This window comes from Alkalibacterium subtropicum, from assembly GCF_900112455.1.
In the GTDB taxonomy this organism is placed as follows: Bacteria; Bacillota; Bacilli; order Lactobacillales; family Carnobacteriaceae_A; genus Alkalibacterium; species Alkalibacterium subtropicum.
Map to the genome: position 1 here is coordinate 30,057 of NZ_FOLT01000003.1, position 16,629 is coordinate 46,685.

General features: G+C 41.0%; 15 protein-coding genes. 1 reads left to right on the plus strand and 14 read right to left on the minus strand.

Going from position 1 to position 16,629, the window contains the following annotated elements; genetic code table 11:
- Positions 1-503: 503 nt before the first annotated feature.
- From BM049_RS03735 to BM049_RS03745, 3 genes are all read right to left on the minus strand, one after another.
- Positions 504-758, minus strand: a complete 255-nt coding sequence (locus BM049_RS03735; protein WP_091528763.1) for a hypothetical protein — start codon at positions 756-758, stop codon at positions 504-506.
- 89 nt (positions 759-847) lie between these two features.
- Entirely contained in the window at positions 848-2,290 is a 1,443-nt protein-coding gene (locus BM049_RS03740) for an amidase family protein (RefSeq protein ID WP_091528764.1), read from the minus strand.
- 27 nt (positions 2,291-2,317) lie between these two features.
- Positions 2,318-3,013 carry a nuclease-related domain-containing protein gene (locus BM049_RS03745; protein ID WP_245751851.1) on the minus strand — a complete coding sequence of 232 codons (696 nt, stop codon included), beginning with the start codon at positions 3,011-3,013 and terminating at the stop codon, positions 2,318-2,320.
- A gap of 534 nt (positions 3,014-3,547) precedes the next feature.
- Here BM049_RS03745 and BM049_RS03750 point away from each other — a divergent pair.
- A complete protein-coding gene (locus BM049_RS03750) occupies positions 3,548-4,453 on the plus strand; it encodes a nuclease-related domain-containing protein (RefSeq protein ID WP_091528768.1) in 906 nt (301 codons plus the stop codon).
- A 192-nt stretch (positions 4,454-4,645) separates the two neighbouring features.
- On the opposite strand, the gene BM049_RS03755 is transcribed toward BM049_RS03750, so the two are convergent.
- The 11 genes from BM049_RS03755 to BM049_RS03805 all read right to left on the minus strand — a co-directional run bounded on the left by BM049_RS03755 (position 4,646) and on the right by BM049_RS03805 (position 16,611).
- A complete protein-coding gene (locus BM049_RS03755; RefSeq protein WP_091528769.1) occupies positions 4,646-4,915 on the minus strand; it encodes a barstar family protein in 270 nt (89 codons plus the stop codon).
- Positions 4,916-5,407, minus strand: coding sequence for a ribonuclease domain-containing protein (locus BM049_RS03760; protein ID WP_091528771.1), 492 nt, complete (start codon positions 5,405-5,407; stop codon positions 4,916-4,918).
- Between the two features lie 663 nt (positions 5,408-6,070).
- Positions 6,071-6,736, minus strand: a complete 666-nt coding sequence (locus BM049_RS03765; protein WP_091528773.1) for a sugar transferase — start codon at positions 6,734-6,736, stop codon at positions 6,071-6,073.
- Between the two features lie 1,316 nt (positions 6,737-8,052).
- Positions 8,053-8,727 carry an IspD/TarI family cytidylyltransferase gene (locus BM049_RS03770; RefSeq protein ID WP_245751852.1) on the minus strand — a complete coding sequence of 225 codons (675 nt, stop codon included), beginning with the start codon at positions 8,725-8,727 and terminating at the stop codon, positions 8,053-8,055.
- Positions 8,708-9,604 carry a LicD family protein gene (locus tag BM049_RS03775; protein WP_177188580.1) on the minus strand — a complete coding sequence of 299 codons (897 nt, stop codon included), beginning with the start codon at positions 9,602-9,604 and terminating at the stop codon, positions 8,708-8,710. The genes BM049_RS03770 and BM049_RS03775 overlap by 20 nt, the downstream gene beginning before the upstream one ends.
- 253 nt (positions 9,605-9,857) lie before the next feature.
- A complete protein-coding gene (locus BM049_RS03780) occupies positions 9,858-10,874 on the minus strand; it encodes a glycosyltransferase (protein WP_177188581.1) in 1,017 nt (338 codons plus the stop codon).
- 53 nt (positions 10,875-10,927) lie between these two features.
- Positions 10,928-11,956: a glycosyltransferase family 2 protein gene (locus BM049_RS03785; protein ID WP_091528779.1), complete on the minus strand. Its 1,029-nt coding sequence runs from the start codon at positions 11,954-11,956 to the stop codon at positions 10,928-10,930.
- 192 nt (positions 11,957-12,148) lie between these two features.
- Positions 12,149-13,177, minus strand: a complete 1,029-nt coding sequence (rfbB, locus tag BM049_RS03790) for a dTDP-glucose 4,6-dehydratase (RefSeq protein WP_091528781.1) — start codon at positions 13,175-13,177, stop codon at positions 12,149-12,151.
- A gap of 24 nt (positions 13,178-13,201) precedes the next feature.
- Entirely contained in the window at positions 13,202-14,200 is a 999-nt protein-coding gene (locus BM049_RS03795) for a glycosyltransferase family 2 protein (RefSeq protein ID WP_177188582.1), read from the minus strand.
- Positions 14,201-14,361: 161 nt separating this feature from the next.
- Complete coding sequence (locus BM049_RS03800) at positions 14,362-15,480, minus strand: glycosyltransferase (protein ID WP_091528785.1); 1,119 nt, start codon at positions 15,478-15,480, stop codon at positions 14,362-14,364.
- Positions 15,481-16,611, minus strand: coding sequence for a glycosyltransferase family 1 protein (locus BM049_RS03805; RefSeq protein ID WP_091528786.1), 1,131 nt, complete (start codon positions 16,609-16,611; stop codon positions 15,481-15,483). It abuts the gene before it with no gap.
- Positions 16,612-16,629 lie beyond the last annotated feature (18 nt).

The window sequence follows — 16,629 nt, forward strand, 5'->3', positions numbered from 1 at the left end:
ATTTCAATCTGAGTGAACACTTTTCAGCCCCCTATGTCTTACTCGTGAAACGAGCCGTGTGCTAGTCGACATTTTTAAATGCAAAATGTCGCACTCATCAGATAAAAAATGCTGAGCCAGCATTTTTCCTTCTGAAATGTCTTGCTCACTTCTATCTACTACATGAGTGAACATTTTCAAGCTTGGGATGTCGTACTCGCTGACAATACCTTTAGTGAGTCAGCGCTTGTCCCTTCCCAATGTCAGAAATGACGAACTCAGCTATCATACTTTTCTGACCTGATTGTATATGGATCAGAATGACAAAGTCGCGAAATAATTATGTATGGCTTTGCCGTTTTTATTCAGAAATGTCAGGGTCTCAGCTTTAATAAGGGCTCAGTTTGTCATCACCCCCAATAATGACGATCTGGCACGGCCAGATTTTACGATCCTGAAAACATATGAAAAAGTGGCACCAGCGAGCTTGCACTCACCGACGCCACTTCTTTAAATCATCAGGTTCAGCCTTTATACTTCAATTTTTCAGGGTAGAAATAGGTGATTTCCTGACTGCCTTCTGGACGATCCAGAAAAGCTTTCTTGCCGGAATCATCGTCTGAACGCAGCTCGAGTTTTCCTTCATCATAGAGCTTTTCTACGTCGTCGATGATCTCACCATCTGGAAAAGCCGGTTTAAGTTCAGCGATCTTTTCGTTGATTCCGTCATCACTCTTGTAAATCTCCATTATACGGTCTCTTAATACATTCTCTGCCACAATAATTCCTCCTGTCTGAGTTCTTCACTATCCTAATTATAGCAATAGACGAAATAGACATCAAAGCAAACGGTTTAGCGACAGACGAGCTATTTTCGTGTCATAAGCTGCTGCTCATAAGCATACGCCCATTCAAGAAGCTGCATATCCTGTTCATTTTTCCCAATAAAGGTTACACCAACGGGTTCACCCGTCGACCGTCTGTATCCAGGTAGTGTTATTGCAGGATACCCTGCGGCCGCATACAAAACGGTCGCATAGTTACTTAAAGTGACCAATATATCCACTGATTCAAATGCGTCATCTAAAGCTTTGCGAGCAATCATTTTATTCGAGCGTATCGTTTCCGCCATTTCTTCATCAGTATACTTCTCTTCGATGGACTGACGGATCAATTCCTGGTTATAAGGAGCATAGTCTGGTTCATTTTGCTTATTATACGCGAGAACCTTATCTAAAGTAAAGGCACTGGATTTAAAATAAGACTGAACACCCAAATTAAATTCATATTTCAAAATATTCAGGTAGTTGACATTAAACCCTTCTTCGTCAATGTCTATAGAAGAAACAACAGCACCCGCATCACTTAACTCTTCTTTAACGCAAGACATAACCTCTTCATCTTCTGACCGGTACACGGCTTTTACGGCTTGATTGCCGATGACTCCAACTCTGAGACCAGATAAACGTGCATTATCCCAGTCAGCTGTTTCTTCCATCTCAGTCATCGCTTTGAGTAAAGCAGCAGCATCCTTCACGGTTCGGGTGATCGGCCCCGCCGTGTCATGCGTTTCTGAAATCGGGATGATCCCGTGCTGGGAAACCAGCCCCAGTGTCGGCTTGAGGCCCACCACACCATTTTGACTGGCGGGATAGATGATCGATCCAGATGTTTCTGAGCCGATCGTTACAGGTGCCATGCCCAGAGCTGCAGCGACCGAACTGCCCGAACTTGACCCGCCCACATCAAATTCACCGTAAGCATTCTTCGTCTGGCCGCCGATCGCAGAATAGCCATTCGAGCTGTCGGTCGACATGAAGTTGGCCCACTCGGATAAATTGGCCTTGCCTAAGATCAGCGCTCCTTTATCTTTCAGACGCTGAATGATTTCGGCGTCCTCTTCTGGCTGATAGTCTTTCAACACAGCAGCACCGGCTGTCGTTGGCAAATCTTTTGTAGTGATATTATCCTTGACCAATACAGGCATGCCGTACATCAAGTCGTTGGCTTCGTCATAAGCTAAGGCCTCTGCCTGCTTCACCAGGTCTGGATTCAAGGCGATCACAGCATTATACTCTTTGTATTTTAAAACCTGGTTCCAGTAACACTTGACGATTTCAGCATAAGTCACTTCCCCATCGCGAACGAATTGCTGCAGTGTATTGATATCACCGGCAGTTACTTTCTGCATCAATGTTTCGTCTACATCATACGGTTCATCGTCCAGCGTCTGTTTCACCGATGATTCTTTCGGATCACGGTACTGCTTGTTTAGCTGTCCCTGCATGTAGTCATCGTTATTGAATCCCATATGTTTCTCCCCCAGTAATTTATTACATTATTTATTATGAATAGCTTTCAACTTTTCAATATGAAGGGCCTTCGTTGCATCATCAGCCAGCTGATATTTTTTTAAATTAGCATAGATCGTATCCACCTGCTGATATGTCAAAATAGATGGCATGGCCTTTAAGTCCCTAATTAAGTAAGGTGTGAGCTGACTCTGTTTGATTACTTTGACTTCATCAGACAGCACAGTGATATCTTTTAACGTACAGTCGTCACCAAATACAATATAAGAGTAATAGTAATTTGCATCCTCTAAACCGCTGGCTGTCATTAAGGCTTTAACGTGTCCCTTGTTCTGCCAAATCGGATTAAAAAACTGGTTCTTGGTGCCATTTTTGAATGTCTGCATCCACTGCTTACGATTTTCAGATCCAAATATCCATCCACTATAATTCTTTGATTCGAAAACAAAGATTCCTCTCTGGTTGATCATGACCAGATCAACTTCAGTCGTATGGCCTTTTTCAGTGGGTATGTAAAGATTAGTCATCACGTGTTTTTTTATTTTAATATGTTCCAGTTTAGCATAGATTTTAAATTCTCCCCAATTCCCTTTATTTGAGAATGTTTCGAAAAAACTGTTCCCACTTGCTTTTTCATAGGTAGTATCTATAAATCTCAAATAACTTGGCAGTAAAATGATGACCACCGTAAAAAGTACTATCATTATTGGTATAACTAGCATGTATCTCCCTCTTTTATAAAGAATTTCTCTTTTGCAGTTTTCTTAAAAGACGCTTTGATTTTAATAAGTACATATACTAAAGTATACATTTATTCTGATCTCTTTTCATCAATTTTATCGTTTATTTTTTAATACACGCCTGTTTTTTCTCTTTTAATTAAAGCTTAGTTTGAATTAGTGATTATAACGAGGGACACTGTTTGCGTTACTGTGCTCATTCACGGATCTGCATCTTCTTAGAAAGAATATTTTGTCAGGCAACTGACAAAATAAACATCCTTTCAAAGCTTTTTGAGCTTAATCTTAAGAAGTTTCAGATTTTTTCCAGCCCACTCCTGAAGTTTCGGTCTCATCTTCAGGAGTGGGCTTATTTTTCAATCATACTTCTTAAGATAACCGCCAAACGTCAGGAGTTGACCTTTATTACTGGCCAACTCCTGACGTTTTCCAATAGATCCTAAATTATTTTCGTGAGTTATTGGTTCATTTGCACAATATATAATAGTAAGCACTTATAAAGGAGTGTAACAACAAATGATACTCAAAGAACGAACAAAATCTGTCAACCATCTCATATATGAATCGCTGAACTCCCGGATGACTTTATCGTCATATGAAAAGGTTCAGTATGACAATCAGGTCAAAGGATTTCTAGGTGAGCAAGTTTTTGACGATTGTATGAAAACCTGCCAGCCGGACGGTCTAATTATTCAGGACCTACTACTGAGTACCCGGGATACTTTTTATCAGATCGATTCTCTGCTGATCACGCCCAATCATATTTATTTGTACGAGGTTAAAAATTATTCGGGCTCTTACCACTATAAGGACGGCATGATCCAGTCAGAAGCAGGCTATGCACTTCAGGATCCAGTCGCTCAAGCGGACCGCAAACGGGCGTATCTCTATAACCTGCTCTTGAACCACGGCATGCAGACAGAAGTATCTTCTCACGTCGTCTTTATCAATCCGGACTTTTACATTTATGCGTTTCCTGAACAGAAGGCCGTCCTCTTCTCCGGCCAGCTGTCGGCTCATTTCAAGAATCTGTATCAAGACATTACCGCTCCAGGCCACTTGAGTACGTCCATCGCTGACAAGCTAATCCGGATGCACATTACCCACTACCGGCCTACGAATTTACCTGACTACTCTTTTGATCAGTTAAAAAAAGGCATCGTCTGTCCGAACTGTTTCTCGTTCAGGCACACTCATTCAAGACAAACACGTACGTGCCTGAACTGTGGTGCTCAGGAAAAAATTTCTGAAGCTATCCATCGCAGCATTGAAGAATATAGACTGCTCTTTCCAGACACACCAGTGAAGAAGGCAGACATCTATGAATGGTGCGGACATGACCTATCTAAATCACGTATCCAGACGGTATTGAAGACACATTATTGCAGAAAACAGTCAGGTCTCGGCAGTTATTATGATTGATTGGTCCTAAACTTAAGCAGTTTTGCGTATTTTGCATTCAACTCCTTAAGTTTCAGCCGAATCTTAACAAGTGACCAGAATAAACACAAAAACTCCTGAAGATTAGCAGTAATCTTCAGGAGTTTTCGAATAATTCGCACCCACTTCTTTAATTAAGTTGTTATTTTTCGCCAGGCGAAAAATTTACTTCTCTTAAATCACTTTAACCTTAATATTCCGGTTCACTTTCTCGACGTCCATAAAGGTCTGGACCAGTCGTTCGCCGTAGGGACCAAGGTGTGCGATGAGTTCGGGTTTGTTGATGAGCATGATCGACAGGTCCTTGTCATACACACTTAAGGCATCATATAAGGCATCAAGATTATAGCCGTAGTAGCTGGGGATCTCAAGCTGCTCCTGGATATAGCGGTGTGCGGCTTCATTGTTCGTCATGCGTTCCCCGTACAGTTTGACTGTTCTCATTTATTCGTCCTCCCCGTAAAGCTGCTGGAAACTGTCATAATGATCGTCCGTATAGTAAATCAGGCCGTCATTGGAATACACGAGGCGTTCGGCCCCGCGGTAGCCGCCGTCATAATTGATATCAGCTTCATAGTAGTCCCGTCCCTCTTCTTCCGGAAGCAGGCCTTCGCGGTTTCCAAAATAATCCCCGCCGATAAGCATCTCATCGGTCACTTCCCACAGGTTCCCTTCACTGGCTTCCCATCCCAGTTCACGCGCCTCATCTTTAGTTAAGTAATTGTCCGGCAGCTCGTCATATGTATGGATATATAAGGCCACGTCTTCCGGCGAACTGTAGTAGCCGTCTTCGTCGATCGTCTCATTCCTGATTTTATCAGTCTTCTGGGACAGTTCTTCTTCAATGATGTCATCCAGTACCGTCTCCATCTGACTGCATCCTGAAAGCATCAGACTGGCACCCAGCACTACACCAGTCAGCATCTTTTTTCCCATAGCCTTATCTCCTTTGCTCAAACCGTTTTTATACTCTATACCTGAAAGTATAGCACATTTCTATATGATTAAGCTTAAATGAAGTATTTCAACAGAATCAATATGTACGCATATAATATCATTGTTATAAATTAGTACTTCTTTCTTGCCGGTCGATGTTATCAGTCCGCTGCACTAATATCATATCGATGCCACCTTGCAGCCAAAAGGGAAATGCGCTAGATAGGTTTTTAGAATGATCCAGCTAAAATCGAGATGTTTCTCTTAAAACGAAAACATCCTTTGTGAGACGATGATAAACGCAATCAATAATAAGTTATTTCAAGCCGATATATGCATACCCAAGTCGAATTTCCAGTTGATTCTCCAGGTTTGCCTGATTTTCGGATGCCTGTGATTGAACAAAAAATCTGCACTGAATCGATTCGTCTTGCGTTTACTTTACGCTAAAAATCGATTCAGTACAGTTTTTTTGATTAAAGTTAATAATATACAGAATTTAATATCATCCCTTTCTAGACTTTTGGTTTAGTTTTTGTTTCAAATATAGAATAACTACACTTTTCCACCCTATTCAGGCTGCTTGTAGAGGAGGTATGTAGTTGTTATCTAGATAATCGTAACGAGGCTCTCATTATTAACTGATTGTTTCAGTCATAATATTCAATAAGCATCTTCGCTTTTCAGAACAACTTTGACGGTTTTCAATAAAATGATCATGTCATTTTTCAATGATAAATCGCGGATGTATTCTAAATCGAGTTCCACCATTTGAGGGAAGGAGACAGAACTTCTCCCGCTGACCTGCCACAAGCCTGTGATGCCCGGTTTAACCATCAGTCTCTGCTTATCGTAGTCAGTGTATTCTTCCATTTCTCGAATCAGTGGTGGCCGGGGACCAACTAAGCTCATTTCGCCTTGGACCACGTTAATCAGTTGGGGTAATTCATCCAAACTCAGCGCCCGAAGAAACTTCCCGACACGCGTTACACGCGGATCGTCCTTCATCTTAAACATAGCACCTTCCATTTCGTTGTACTGAAGCAGTTCTTCCAGTCTTTTCTCTGCGTCACTGTACATGGATCTGAATTTATACATCTTAAATACCTTTTCACCTTTTCCTACTCTCTCCTGACAGAAAAATATCTTTCCATGAGGATCATCGATTTTGACCAATACTGAGATGACCACCAATAGAGGTAACAAAAATAGGATAAGGAAGAGTCCGGCAGTAATATCCAGTGTTCTTTTAAATAAATCGTAGCTTAAGTTTTCTTTCAATTCTAATGTAACAGAATTTGTACTGTATCTTGTTTTTTCAGAAGCCATTGTAAGTCCTCCTTTAATAGATTACGGGGTAAGATATCTGAGGATCGGTCGAAGGCCATTCGTTGAGGGGGTTACGGGGGAAGTTTTGATAGAATTGAGAGGGTTTAAAGGCTGATTATATACATGTTCAGGACTGAAAAAGGATGCTCTATGAGTACCTTGAATTACATTTAATCGATCAGTTATAAATTTTCCGTGCAGATAACACCTCCAAATAAAGTTCACTAAGTATAGTTTGTGACGCTGACTATTCAGTGAGCGGTTACATCGTCAGAATACAAGACATCATAGGTCAGATAAATGGTCTTTCGTTTTTCTGATTCCAAATAAGGGAAAAATATAAATATGAGAGTAGCTTGCGCTGAAGTTAAAAAGAGAGGGTAAATGTATAATTGAAAGAGGAACGTGGTTTATTTTTAATAGCTGGTGTGAAATGTGTAGTAAATTGATGGAGTTAATGACCCGTGACAGGTCCGGGGGTAATCTGAGGATTATTGATTTATTGATGGTCGCTTCTTTATTTCTTCTTCAAAGCGTGTGGGGGTGAAAAGATTAGAGTAAGCATCAGCTCGATTGTATGAGGATGAGCGTGAAGAGTGTCCGAGGGAGATAAGATGAGATAAAGTGAGATGATGCACTTGACAAACCGCCGGAAAAACATAATAATTTAACCAATGCATGTCATCAAGTGAAAAAACGATGGATATGAAATGTGTAGATTATCTGATATCTTTAATAGTCTTAATATATACAAGTATAAAATCAGTCAACTTTTATTGCAATCAATAGCACTTCACATGCTGAGATGCTATGAAATCCCCTACTGTTATATAGAATAACAGCCTTAAGACCGTCGATTCACATTCGAATGTTTTCTGAAACAAGAAAACACTAGGTCAAACCCCTTAATTTAATAAGCATATCATTATAGACATCTCAGTGTATCCAGATTGGAGTGAAACGTATTGAGTAAAGACAAAAATATTCTTAAAGGCATAAAATGGGGATCCGTTCTGGTTCTTCCGCTATGGGCACTCATCATCGGTCTTTTTAAATGCATCTCTGTCTAAAAAATCGTGACCTATAGTCATTTGATTCTAACTATCCGGCACAGCACTTGTTTTTGTCAGGCGCTGCATCGGATATTTTTTTATTATGCAGTAGAATACTGCTACAGTTCCAGTAAAATAACCATCCGACCCACTCGCCTTTCTTAGCTGAGGGCCTAAGGAAAATCAGGGGCGCAGAGTGGCTGGACAATATCCTCGGATACTGAAAAAGCTTCTGATTCCTATGACCAATCATAAACACTATCACTATTTCAACCAGTCAGCCTTCTCCGTTTCAAGGATAGCCTTAAACCGATAAATATCAAAGGTCGATGTCAATTTAAAGTTGATTTCGCTCCCTTTGGAAAAATATAGTCTCTCGCCGTATTCATGCATCAAAGTGTTTATAGAATGGTTGCCTGTCATAGCTTTCCCGTCCTTATAAGCTTTCTCATAGGTGTTCACTATAGCTCCCAGTTTATAAGCCTGTGGGGTCGTAACGATTTTCAGTGTATCTCGCGGAATAGATTCAGAAGTAGTTGATGCACTATCTTTCACAACGATTTGATCCACGACAGGCAGCGAGGAAATGGCATTGCCAAATGTATTTGCAGTGACGATTAGGTCAGAAATGATATCTAACGATACTAAAGGACGGACCGCATCGTGTAAAATAATAAGATCCTCTGAACCAGCGACCTCCTTCAGTTTGTTCAGCCCATTCAAGATCGATTTTTGTCTCTCATCACTACCAGGTACCACCCATTCCAATTTAGTCAAGTCGAACTGTTCAGCGTAGGCTTTTAATACGCTATCCCAGCCTTCCAGACACACCACGAGAATTTTATCGATTTGAGGATGTTTTTGGAATTTTTCTAGTGTATAGACAATGATCGGTTTATCATGTACATTAATGAACTGTTTAGGAATACTCTGTCCCATTCTTTGCCCTCTGCCACTGGCCATTATCATCGCTATATTCATCTGCCAGACCTTCCTTTCTGTAAAACTCATGCTCTTCATGAATCATTTGTTTTTCCTTGGGCGGTATTTCCATATAATCGTCTCCATACAACAGTGACAGATAGGTATGAGCATCTGCTATTCCTTTAAAGTAAAACCCTTCAAATTCATACTCGTCGATTTCTTCCCAGATACTTGACGGATAGCCCATGTTCGATTTATATCTGGACAAAAGGTGCCCGCATTTAACAGAATCGTCGATCCTGAAACGTTTGGATAATGTATCTATTTCTTTTATAACTGCTGTTTTTCCGCCTCTTATTTTTGTATAGATATACACAGGAAACAATAAAGCCAGCCGCATACATGCTTCTTTAGAATGTATGGAAGACGCATACGAAGGAAAAGCTGATGACCTGACCATCAGATATAATCGGTACAGCTTTTTTTTCAGCGCTTGGATTTCTTTTTCCTCAGGCGGCAACCCGTCTATCGGCATGATATCTACTGAAATCCCATACGTCGATCGGGAATCAAAGTACTTTTTCTTCAAATCGATGCTTTTTTTGTCGACGAGCTTGGCCCAGCCTAAATTATAGTCCTCTTGCAGAGAATACTCATAGAGATCGTAAGTATCTTTATTTTTCAATATATCGATCAGTTTTTCGTAATCATGTCTCGGTAAACTAATGTCAATGTCGTCATCCCAGGGGATATAACCTTTATGACGCACCGCCCCCAGCATCGTCCCTCCCCACAATGAGTAGGTTAAATGGTTGTCTGATGCGATCTGATCTATATAGAGCAGGATTTCCAGCATGTTTTTTTTCTGATCAGCGAGTGTTATTTTTTTCACTGTCTTTCCTCCCAACGAACAACTGTAATAATTGAAAGCGATAGTCATGATGACTTAAATCAAAAAACTCATTGATCGCTTTTACCTTTTCTGAATTCACTGCCACCTAACTTATTATGAAGGATTTTCAACAGGGGAAATATGAAAATCACTTTACGCACTATTTTTTTCATAAGTTCCTCCCAGTAGTTTACTCGTTTTAATATATTTTAGTGTGCTCAAATTGAGACGACATCGATCAATGGACTTTTCACTAAACTTCCTGTCTGTTGTGTATCCTAAAAGTTTCTTTTGGTTTAAAGGCAGTACTTAATGCACTGCTTTTTAGTCTTTTATAAAGAACGACTCCTGCAGGTAAATACATTAGCATGTTCAATTTTATTTTCCTTCTGAGGGGCAACGAGTCATACAAGCGACGGAACCCCTCAGGATCGGTATTTTTCATTGTGTGATCGACCATTAAATAGTCAAGTTGGTTATGTTTGATCTGATTTTGGATCACATCAGCATACTCACGATCAGTATACTCGTCAAAAGACTCCAGCAAATCGATCATTTCATAAATGTGCTTTTTCCTTTTACCTGCGTCATTTAAAACCAGTTGAGTAAAGGAACCTTTTGACCCTACACGAAAGGCACACATCACGTCATTCAGATAATAAAGATCTCCTTTTGTGGATAAAATCAAATATAACGGATAATCAGTGATATTAGCCTCATTGAACCACGCAGGCATTGAAAAATCCCCAGTGAAATAATTTTTCATGAACAGGGAATTGGAAGCAAACTTTCCCTGCAGAGCAATAACCTTTTCAGTATTCAAATAGCAGTTGGACTGATCGACCCGCTGTGTTCCAAGGATTCTGGTAGCTTGCTCATTGACGCTCTTCCCGGCATGCACACAGGCACTTATGTGGGGATGAGCCTCCATATAGTCAAACTGTTTCTGCAGTTTATCAGCGTCTGTCCAGTAGTCATCTCCATCACAATACGCGATATATTTTCCCTGCGCACGCGTGTAATTGAATGTGTAATGGACTTCTTTCTTCTGAGAATACTGGTTCACGGTCTGATAAATCGGTTTGATGATGTCAGGATACGCCTTTTCATATTTTCTGATAATGTCAGTAGACTTATCCGTTGAAGCATCATCATTTATCAATATCTCATAATCAAAATCTGTTTTCTGCATCAGTATACTGTCCAGCGTTTGTTCGATGTATCGTTCCTGATTATAGGTGGTCACACTTACACTAACTTGTACACTCATTGTGATTCCCCCGTTTAAATTTTTTCGGTTTATACTAATAGCTGGTGCTTTAATCATTTGAAATACTTTGAAGGCAAGGCATAGATGCTGCTGATGACCGCTAAGGTATACACGCCCCTTTTTTCAACTACCCACTTTAACACACGATCAAGGATAGACAGTGCAGGATAGTGGCTGATACGGTAGTTTGTAAGAGGATGATGCAGCATTGAATAAATATAATCACATTTTTCTTTAAAGGTCAGATCATTGCTATGCTTAAACAGGAGTGAACACGTTCTTCGGATCGCAAGCACATGAAGTCCGGCCACTATTCCATCGATCCGCTCTTGATCGATCTCCCATTTCTCAAAAATCTCTTTGCGAGACCGTACAGCATCCAATTGCCATTCAAAATGTCTGTCCTGAAAAGTCGTGATCAAACTCTTTCGGTTTCTCATTTTATAGTGATAAAAACTGTCGCTGATTACCTTTAATGTATCTGCCGCCTTAAATACTTTTTCATTGAATGCGATATCTTCCAAAAACATTATAGATTCATCAAAAAGGATAGTCTGCGCATTCAAAAGCTTTCGTTTGTACATTTTATTCGTACAGTAGCCGATCAGATCGATGGACGTATCGTCGAGAGTAAAGGTCTTGAATTCCCTGTCTCTAAAGTCACGTTCACTCATAGTTATCTCATCCGTTTTTACTACTTGCTCACTGATCCCGACTTTTTCGAAGTACATGCCGTACATCAGCACATCCGGATACGTTTGCCTAATGACCATTTTTGTAGTTTTCAGCAGGTTTTCATCTACTTCATCATCGCTGTCAATAAAACATACATACTCTCCTCGGGCCGCTTTAAGTCCCCTGTTTCTGGCAGCAGACAAGCCTTTATTCCGCTGATTGAAGATTTTTATCCTGTCATCTTCACGTGCCAGCTTTTCAACGATCAGCATCGCGTCATCCGGGGTCCCGTCGTTGACAATGATCAGTTCGAAATCGTCAAACGTCTGGGTCAGTACACTTAACACTGCTTTCTCTACATACTTCTCTACGTTATAAACAGCCATGACAATACTGAAGAAGGGCATATTCTTGCTCCTTTCACTTTTTGGAATGATATTTTAGTCGCGAAATATAGAACTTGCCGGTCATATATTTTCTAAAGGATGAAACAGCCTCATACTGAAATGAAAAACAAATAATGTCAACCAAGCATCAAGAGACAAAAAAGCAGATGATGGATGGAATGTGTTCAGTATTGATCGACGCGAGAACATACCTTACTGTCTGCTCTTAGCGTACTTGGCTTCCACAGCTTCTTTTTTAGCCTCCCACCATGACCAATTTTCTGTGTACCATTTAATTGTGTCTGCTAAGCCCTCCCGAAAGTTGGTGTACCTCGGTTGCCAGTTCAGTTCGTCATAAAGCTTGGTTGCATCAATGGCATATCGTAAGTCGTGCCCCGGGCGGTCCTTGACGTGATCATACGCATCTTTAGGCTGGCCCATCAGTTCAAGGATGTGTTCCAGAACGTCCTTATTGCTCATTTCTCCGTCGGCCCCGATCAAAAATGTTTCACCGATGCGCCCGCTTATCAATATATCCCATACAGCAGATGAATGATCATCTGTGTGAATCCAGTCACGCACATTCTTGCCATCTCCGTAAAGTTTAGGGCGTTTTCCTGACAAGATATTAGTGATCTGACGCGGGATAAATTTCTCGATATGCTGATACGGCCCATAGTTATTCGAGCAGTTAGACAAGGTAGCCCGGAGACCGAAAGAACGCACCCAGGCCTTGACTAATAGATCTGAACCGGCTTTTGTTGAGGAATAGGGACTGGAGGGGTTATAAGGTGTCTCTGCTGTAAATTTTTCGCCTGGTCCGGCTCCTTTGCCCGGCAGATCTTCACGCAAAGGCAAATCACCATAAACTTCATCTGTTGAAATATGGTGATAGCGGACATCATGTGTCCGGCAAGCATCGATCAATACATATGTACCGACCAGATTGGTTTGAACGAACGGAAAGGGATCTATAAGCGAATTGTCATTATGTGATTCAGCCGCATAATGAACTACCGCATCGCTCTTTTTAACAAGCCGATCGACGAGCTCGCCATCCGTTATATCTCCGACGACTAAGGACACGCTGTCTGCAGGCAAGCCCTCCAGGTTGTCCTTATTCCCGGCATACGTTAATTTATCCAGTACGGTCACATGGACGTCAGGATGATGAGTGACAACATAGCGGACAAAATTTGACCCTATAAATCCGGCACCACCTGTTACTAATAGAGATTTCATGGGAACTATCCTTTCTGCATGGCTTCAAGAAAAGGCTCTTCTTATTTTTACCAGGACCTTAAGTGAATTCGGAGAAAATCTGTTTAGATGAATCATCAGTTTTTCTTTTTTACTTAATCCCTTATAAAAACCATATATTTCTTTTTTTTCTTTTAGTTCGTTATAAAAATCGTTTAAATCTTTTTCTGCCAGCTCATTCAACCTTTTCTGTTCCAAATGAAGGTATATTTTATCTTTTAATATCGTTTTTCTTATTACTGAAGCATAGGCATTATCCGTATAGTCATTTACGCCTGCTAACATCCTCTCCATTGCCTTGTAGTGATTGATGCGTCTTTCACTGTTTAAATATTCCCGCTCTGTCCAGGAACCAGGCACCGCATACCTGTAGGTAGACATGATTTCATCCAGATAGTAGACCTTTCCAACCAGAGAAAGGAATATCGTCAATGGATAATCACCTACAAAGGAGCTGTAATAAAAAGCAGGTCTGACGACACTATCTTCTCTACGGTAAACCATCGAGTTTGTCGGGAAAAGGCCGCCTCCCCCAAAGATGATGTCTTCCGTACTGAAATATTTAGAGCGATCGGCAGGTCTGACCTTATACAAAGGTTTGTCTGTGCGTCCTTCAATGATGGTCGCCCCATGCACACAAAGGCTCACATCTTCATTGTTTTCCAGAAAGTCGACTTGTTTTTGAAGTTTGTACGGATCCGTCCAATAGTCATCACCTTCGCATAGGGCAATGTACTTCCCGACCGCTCTGCTTTCGTTGATCCCACAGATCCTCACGCCTTTAGAATGCTGATTCTCAGTCTGATACATTGCATTTATGATATCAGGTGATTGGCTCTCATACGCCCTGATTATCTCGGCTGTATTATCTGTAGAAGCGTCATCGTTTATCAATATCTCAAAATTGAAATTTGTTTTCTGTTTCAGGAAACTTTCTATGGCTTGAGCAATATAAGCCTCGTGATTATACGCATTACATACTATACTGACCAGTACTTCACTCATAACGTGATATCCTTTCTGTATTTTGTTCATATTCACTGTTAGCCGAAGATGATCTCTGTGCAGTATCAAAATGCAGATCGGAGAACTAAAAGTGAGAAAATCATAAAGCAATAGCGGTATATTCCTGTATCGAAGAGGCTTGTGATACTTCAACCATACAGTCAGTTTGTTAAATTCATCTCCAGATTTCTTGAAGTATCGGAGATATCGTAATGATTCTTTTTCACGATGCGATCAAAGAATCGCCTATTCTGATCAACTGTCCGACTTTCGTCGATAACCTTTACCCATGCCGCAGGTGACTCTAGCGACAAAAATACTGTCGTATCGATGACTTTTGCCTGTCTTGTGATCGTGTCAGCTAACAGGCATTTCACCCCCGAACATTGGGCTTCTATCCCTACGATAGGGTTCCCTTCAAAGAGCGACGGTAAAAGAAAAATATCGATCGCCGAATAAAAACTGGAGGCATCATTGACCGTTCCGATCAGATGGACGTTCTTCGCCAGTCCATATTCCGTGATCTTCGCTTCGATGCTATTTCTCAGTTCTCCTTCGCCAGCAATAAGCAGCGTGAACGACACCCCTTTTTTACGCAGTTCACGCGCGATATCAAGCAGAAACAGCTGATTCTTCTGGTTGTTCAACCTTCCCATATTCCCAAGGACCCATTCATTTTCTGATAAGTCATATTTTTCTCTAAATGCCCTTCTTTTTTCTTTATCATAACGAAACTTAGTCGTGTCGATACCGTTTTTCATCAGAATCACTTTATCTTTATGCTTTTCGCTGAACAGCCATGCCCCTGCGAGATCAGAACAAGCCCAATAGTCAGAAACAAACTTCTCATATCTGAGTTTACCGAGCTTATGAGATATAATTTTCAAGGTCCTTAATCTCACCTGACCCATAGCCGAGTTGTGAGAATGAGCAATGACCCGTTCAACCCCACACTCTCGAGCAATTTTTGAGTAAACGAGTGACACGCCGTTATAAATATTGAGGTGCAGGACATCATATCGCTCGTTTTTCAGGACTTCTTTAAATGCTCTTAAACTCTTGAATGTTCTCGTGAGTTCAGAATCTCTGCCTTCCGGGAGCAGTTCTTTGATTTCGATCCCCATGCGTTGAAGTCTGTCATCGTATAAGTCACTGAACTTCCGCGTAGTCAGGATAGTGATCGTGACATTTTTAAGATTCATGTTTTCAAAATTTGACACAAGATAAGATTCGATCCCGCCCGACAGCCATCTATCGACAAACACGCCTATATTTTTCATTTATGCCCTCACACTCTCATGAATAATTTCAAAATAATATGCTTCTAGTTTTTCGGCAGTATGTTCAATGTTATAGTCAAAAATATCTATATTGGACTCCCGACCTGGGTCGCGTTTATACTGGGTCACTGTTTCGACCCATGGTTTAACGCCCTGATCGATCGAGAGAAACTTACACTTCCCTGTCAAGCATGCTTCCTGAGGGACGTTATCAGATAGGATGACAGGCATTCCTGACACCTGTGCCTCAATGGCGGAGATTCCGAACCCTTCGTATCGGGATGGGAAAGCAAAGATGTCCATCGCGTTATAATAGCGGTTGACATCTGATTTATTCCCTAAAAAGTGTATTTTATCTCGGATATCAAGCCGTTGGGCCTGCCGGATCAGCTTTTCACGTTCCTGTCCATTACCCAATAGAAGCAAGACGACATCCGGTTCCTTTTTAGAGAGTTCATGTATGAGTGAGATCAGAAATTCCTGGTTTTTCTGAAAACTCAATCGTCCAGTATGCCCAATAACATATTTATCTGTTATGCCTAATTCTCTTCTTATTTTCGCTCTTTCTTTTTCATCAAACATGAACTTTTCAACTTCGATCCCATTATTGATGATAGTCAAACGATCAGTAGTCACAAACTTTTTCCCAAACAGCCATTCACCAGACCCTCTCGAACATGAACAGAAATGTGTAGGATAGGTTTTAGACAGAGGTCTGAGGATGTTTTTAATTATGTTTTTCACCGTCTCTCCCGGTGCTGCCGTGCTGTGACTGTGAGCGATGCGAATGGGGACGCCTGCTCTCTTTGCCGTACTTAAAGGAAAGACACTCAGCGCATTAATATGAGAATGAATGATGCCGTAATGATTTTCTTTCAATATAGTCATCAGTGCCTGCCTGTATTGAATGACTTGCTGATACGCCGGGACGATAAAGACCCTGCCGCCTAAAGCCGTTATCTCATCATAAGGGACTATGGAAGAATCCTCATCCACGATAAAATCAAACTGAATCCTGCTTCTATCGATGTGCCGATAGTAATTCATCACCATCGCTTCAACTCCTCCCCCATGCATTTTTCCCAGTACATGTGCGATCCGTATAGGGGGTGCTTTTTTTTCGATCTTCATATTTGTCTCATCTCCTTA

Excerpts from the sequence above, each read along its gene's own strand:
- BM049_RS03780 (WP_177188581.1), bottom strand. The coding sequence starts at position 10,874 with ATGAGTGTACAAGTTAGTGTAAGTGTGACCACCTATAATCAGGAACGA.
- BM049_RS03745 (WP_245751851.1), bottom strand. The coding sequence starts at position 3,013 with ATGCTAGTTATACCAATAATGATAGTACTTTTTACGGTGGTCATCATT.
- rfbB (WP_091528781.1), bottom strand. The coding sequence starts at position 13,177 with ATGAAATCTCTATTAGTAACAGGTGGTGCCGGATTTATAGGGTCAAAT.
- BM049_RS03765 (WP_091528773.1), bottom strand. The coding sequence starts at position 6,736 with ATGGCTTCTGAAAAAACAAGATACAGTACAAATTCTGTTACATTAGAA.
- BM049_RS03805 (WP_091528786.1), bottom strand. The coding sequence starts at position 16,611 with ATGAAGATCGAAAAAAAAGCACCCCCTATACGGATCGCACATGTACTG.
- BM049_RS03800 (WP_091528785.1), bottom strand. The coding sequence starts at position 15,480 with ATGAAAAATATAGGCGTGTTTGTCGATAGATGGCTGTCGGGCGGGATC.
- BM049_RS03750 (WP_091528768.1), top strand. The coding sequence starts at position 3,548 with ATGATACTCAAAGAACGAACAAAATCTGTCAACCATCTCATATATGAA.
- BM049_RS03740 (WP_091528764.1), bottom strand. The coding sequence starts at position 2,290 with ATGGGATTCAATAACGATGACTACATGCAGGGACAGCTAAACAAGCAG.
- BM049_RS03760 (WP_091528771.1), bottom strand. The coding sequence starts at position 5,407 with ATGGGAAAAAAGATGCTGACTGGTGTAGTGCTGGGTGCCAGTCTGATG.
- BM049_RS03770 (WP_245751852.1), bottom strand. The coding sequence starts at position 8,727 with ATGGGACAGAGTATTCCTAAACAGTTCATTAATGTACATGATAAACCG.
- BM049_RS03795 (WP_177188582.1), bottom strand. The coding sequence starts at position 14,200 with ATGAGTGAAGTACTGGTCAGTATAGTATGTAATGCGTATAATCACGAG.
- BM049_RS03755 (WP_091528769.1), bottom strand. The coding sequence starts at position 4,915 with ATGAGAACAGTCAAACTGTACGGGGAACGCATGACGAACAATGAAGCC.
- BM049_RS03785 (WP_091528779.1), bottom strand. The coding sequence starts at position 11,956 with ATGCCCTTCTTCAGTATTGTCATGGCTGTTTATAACGTAGAGAAGTAT.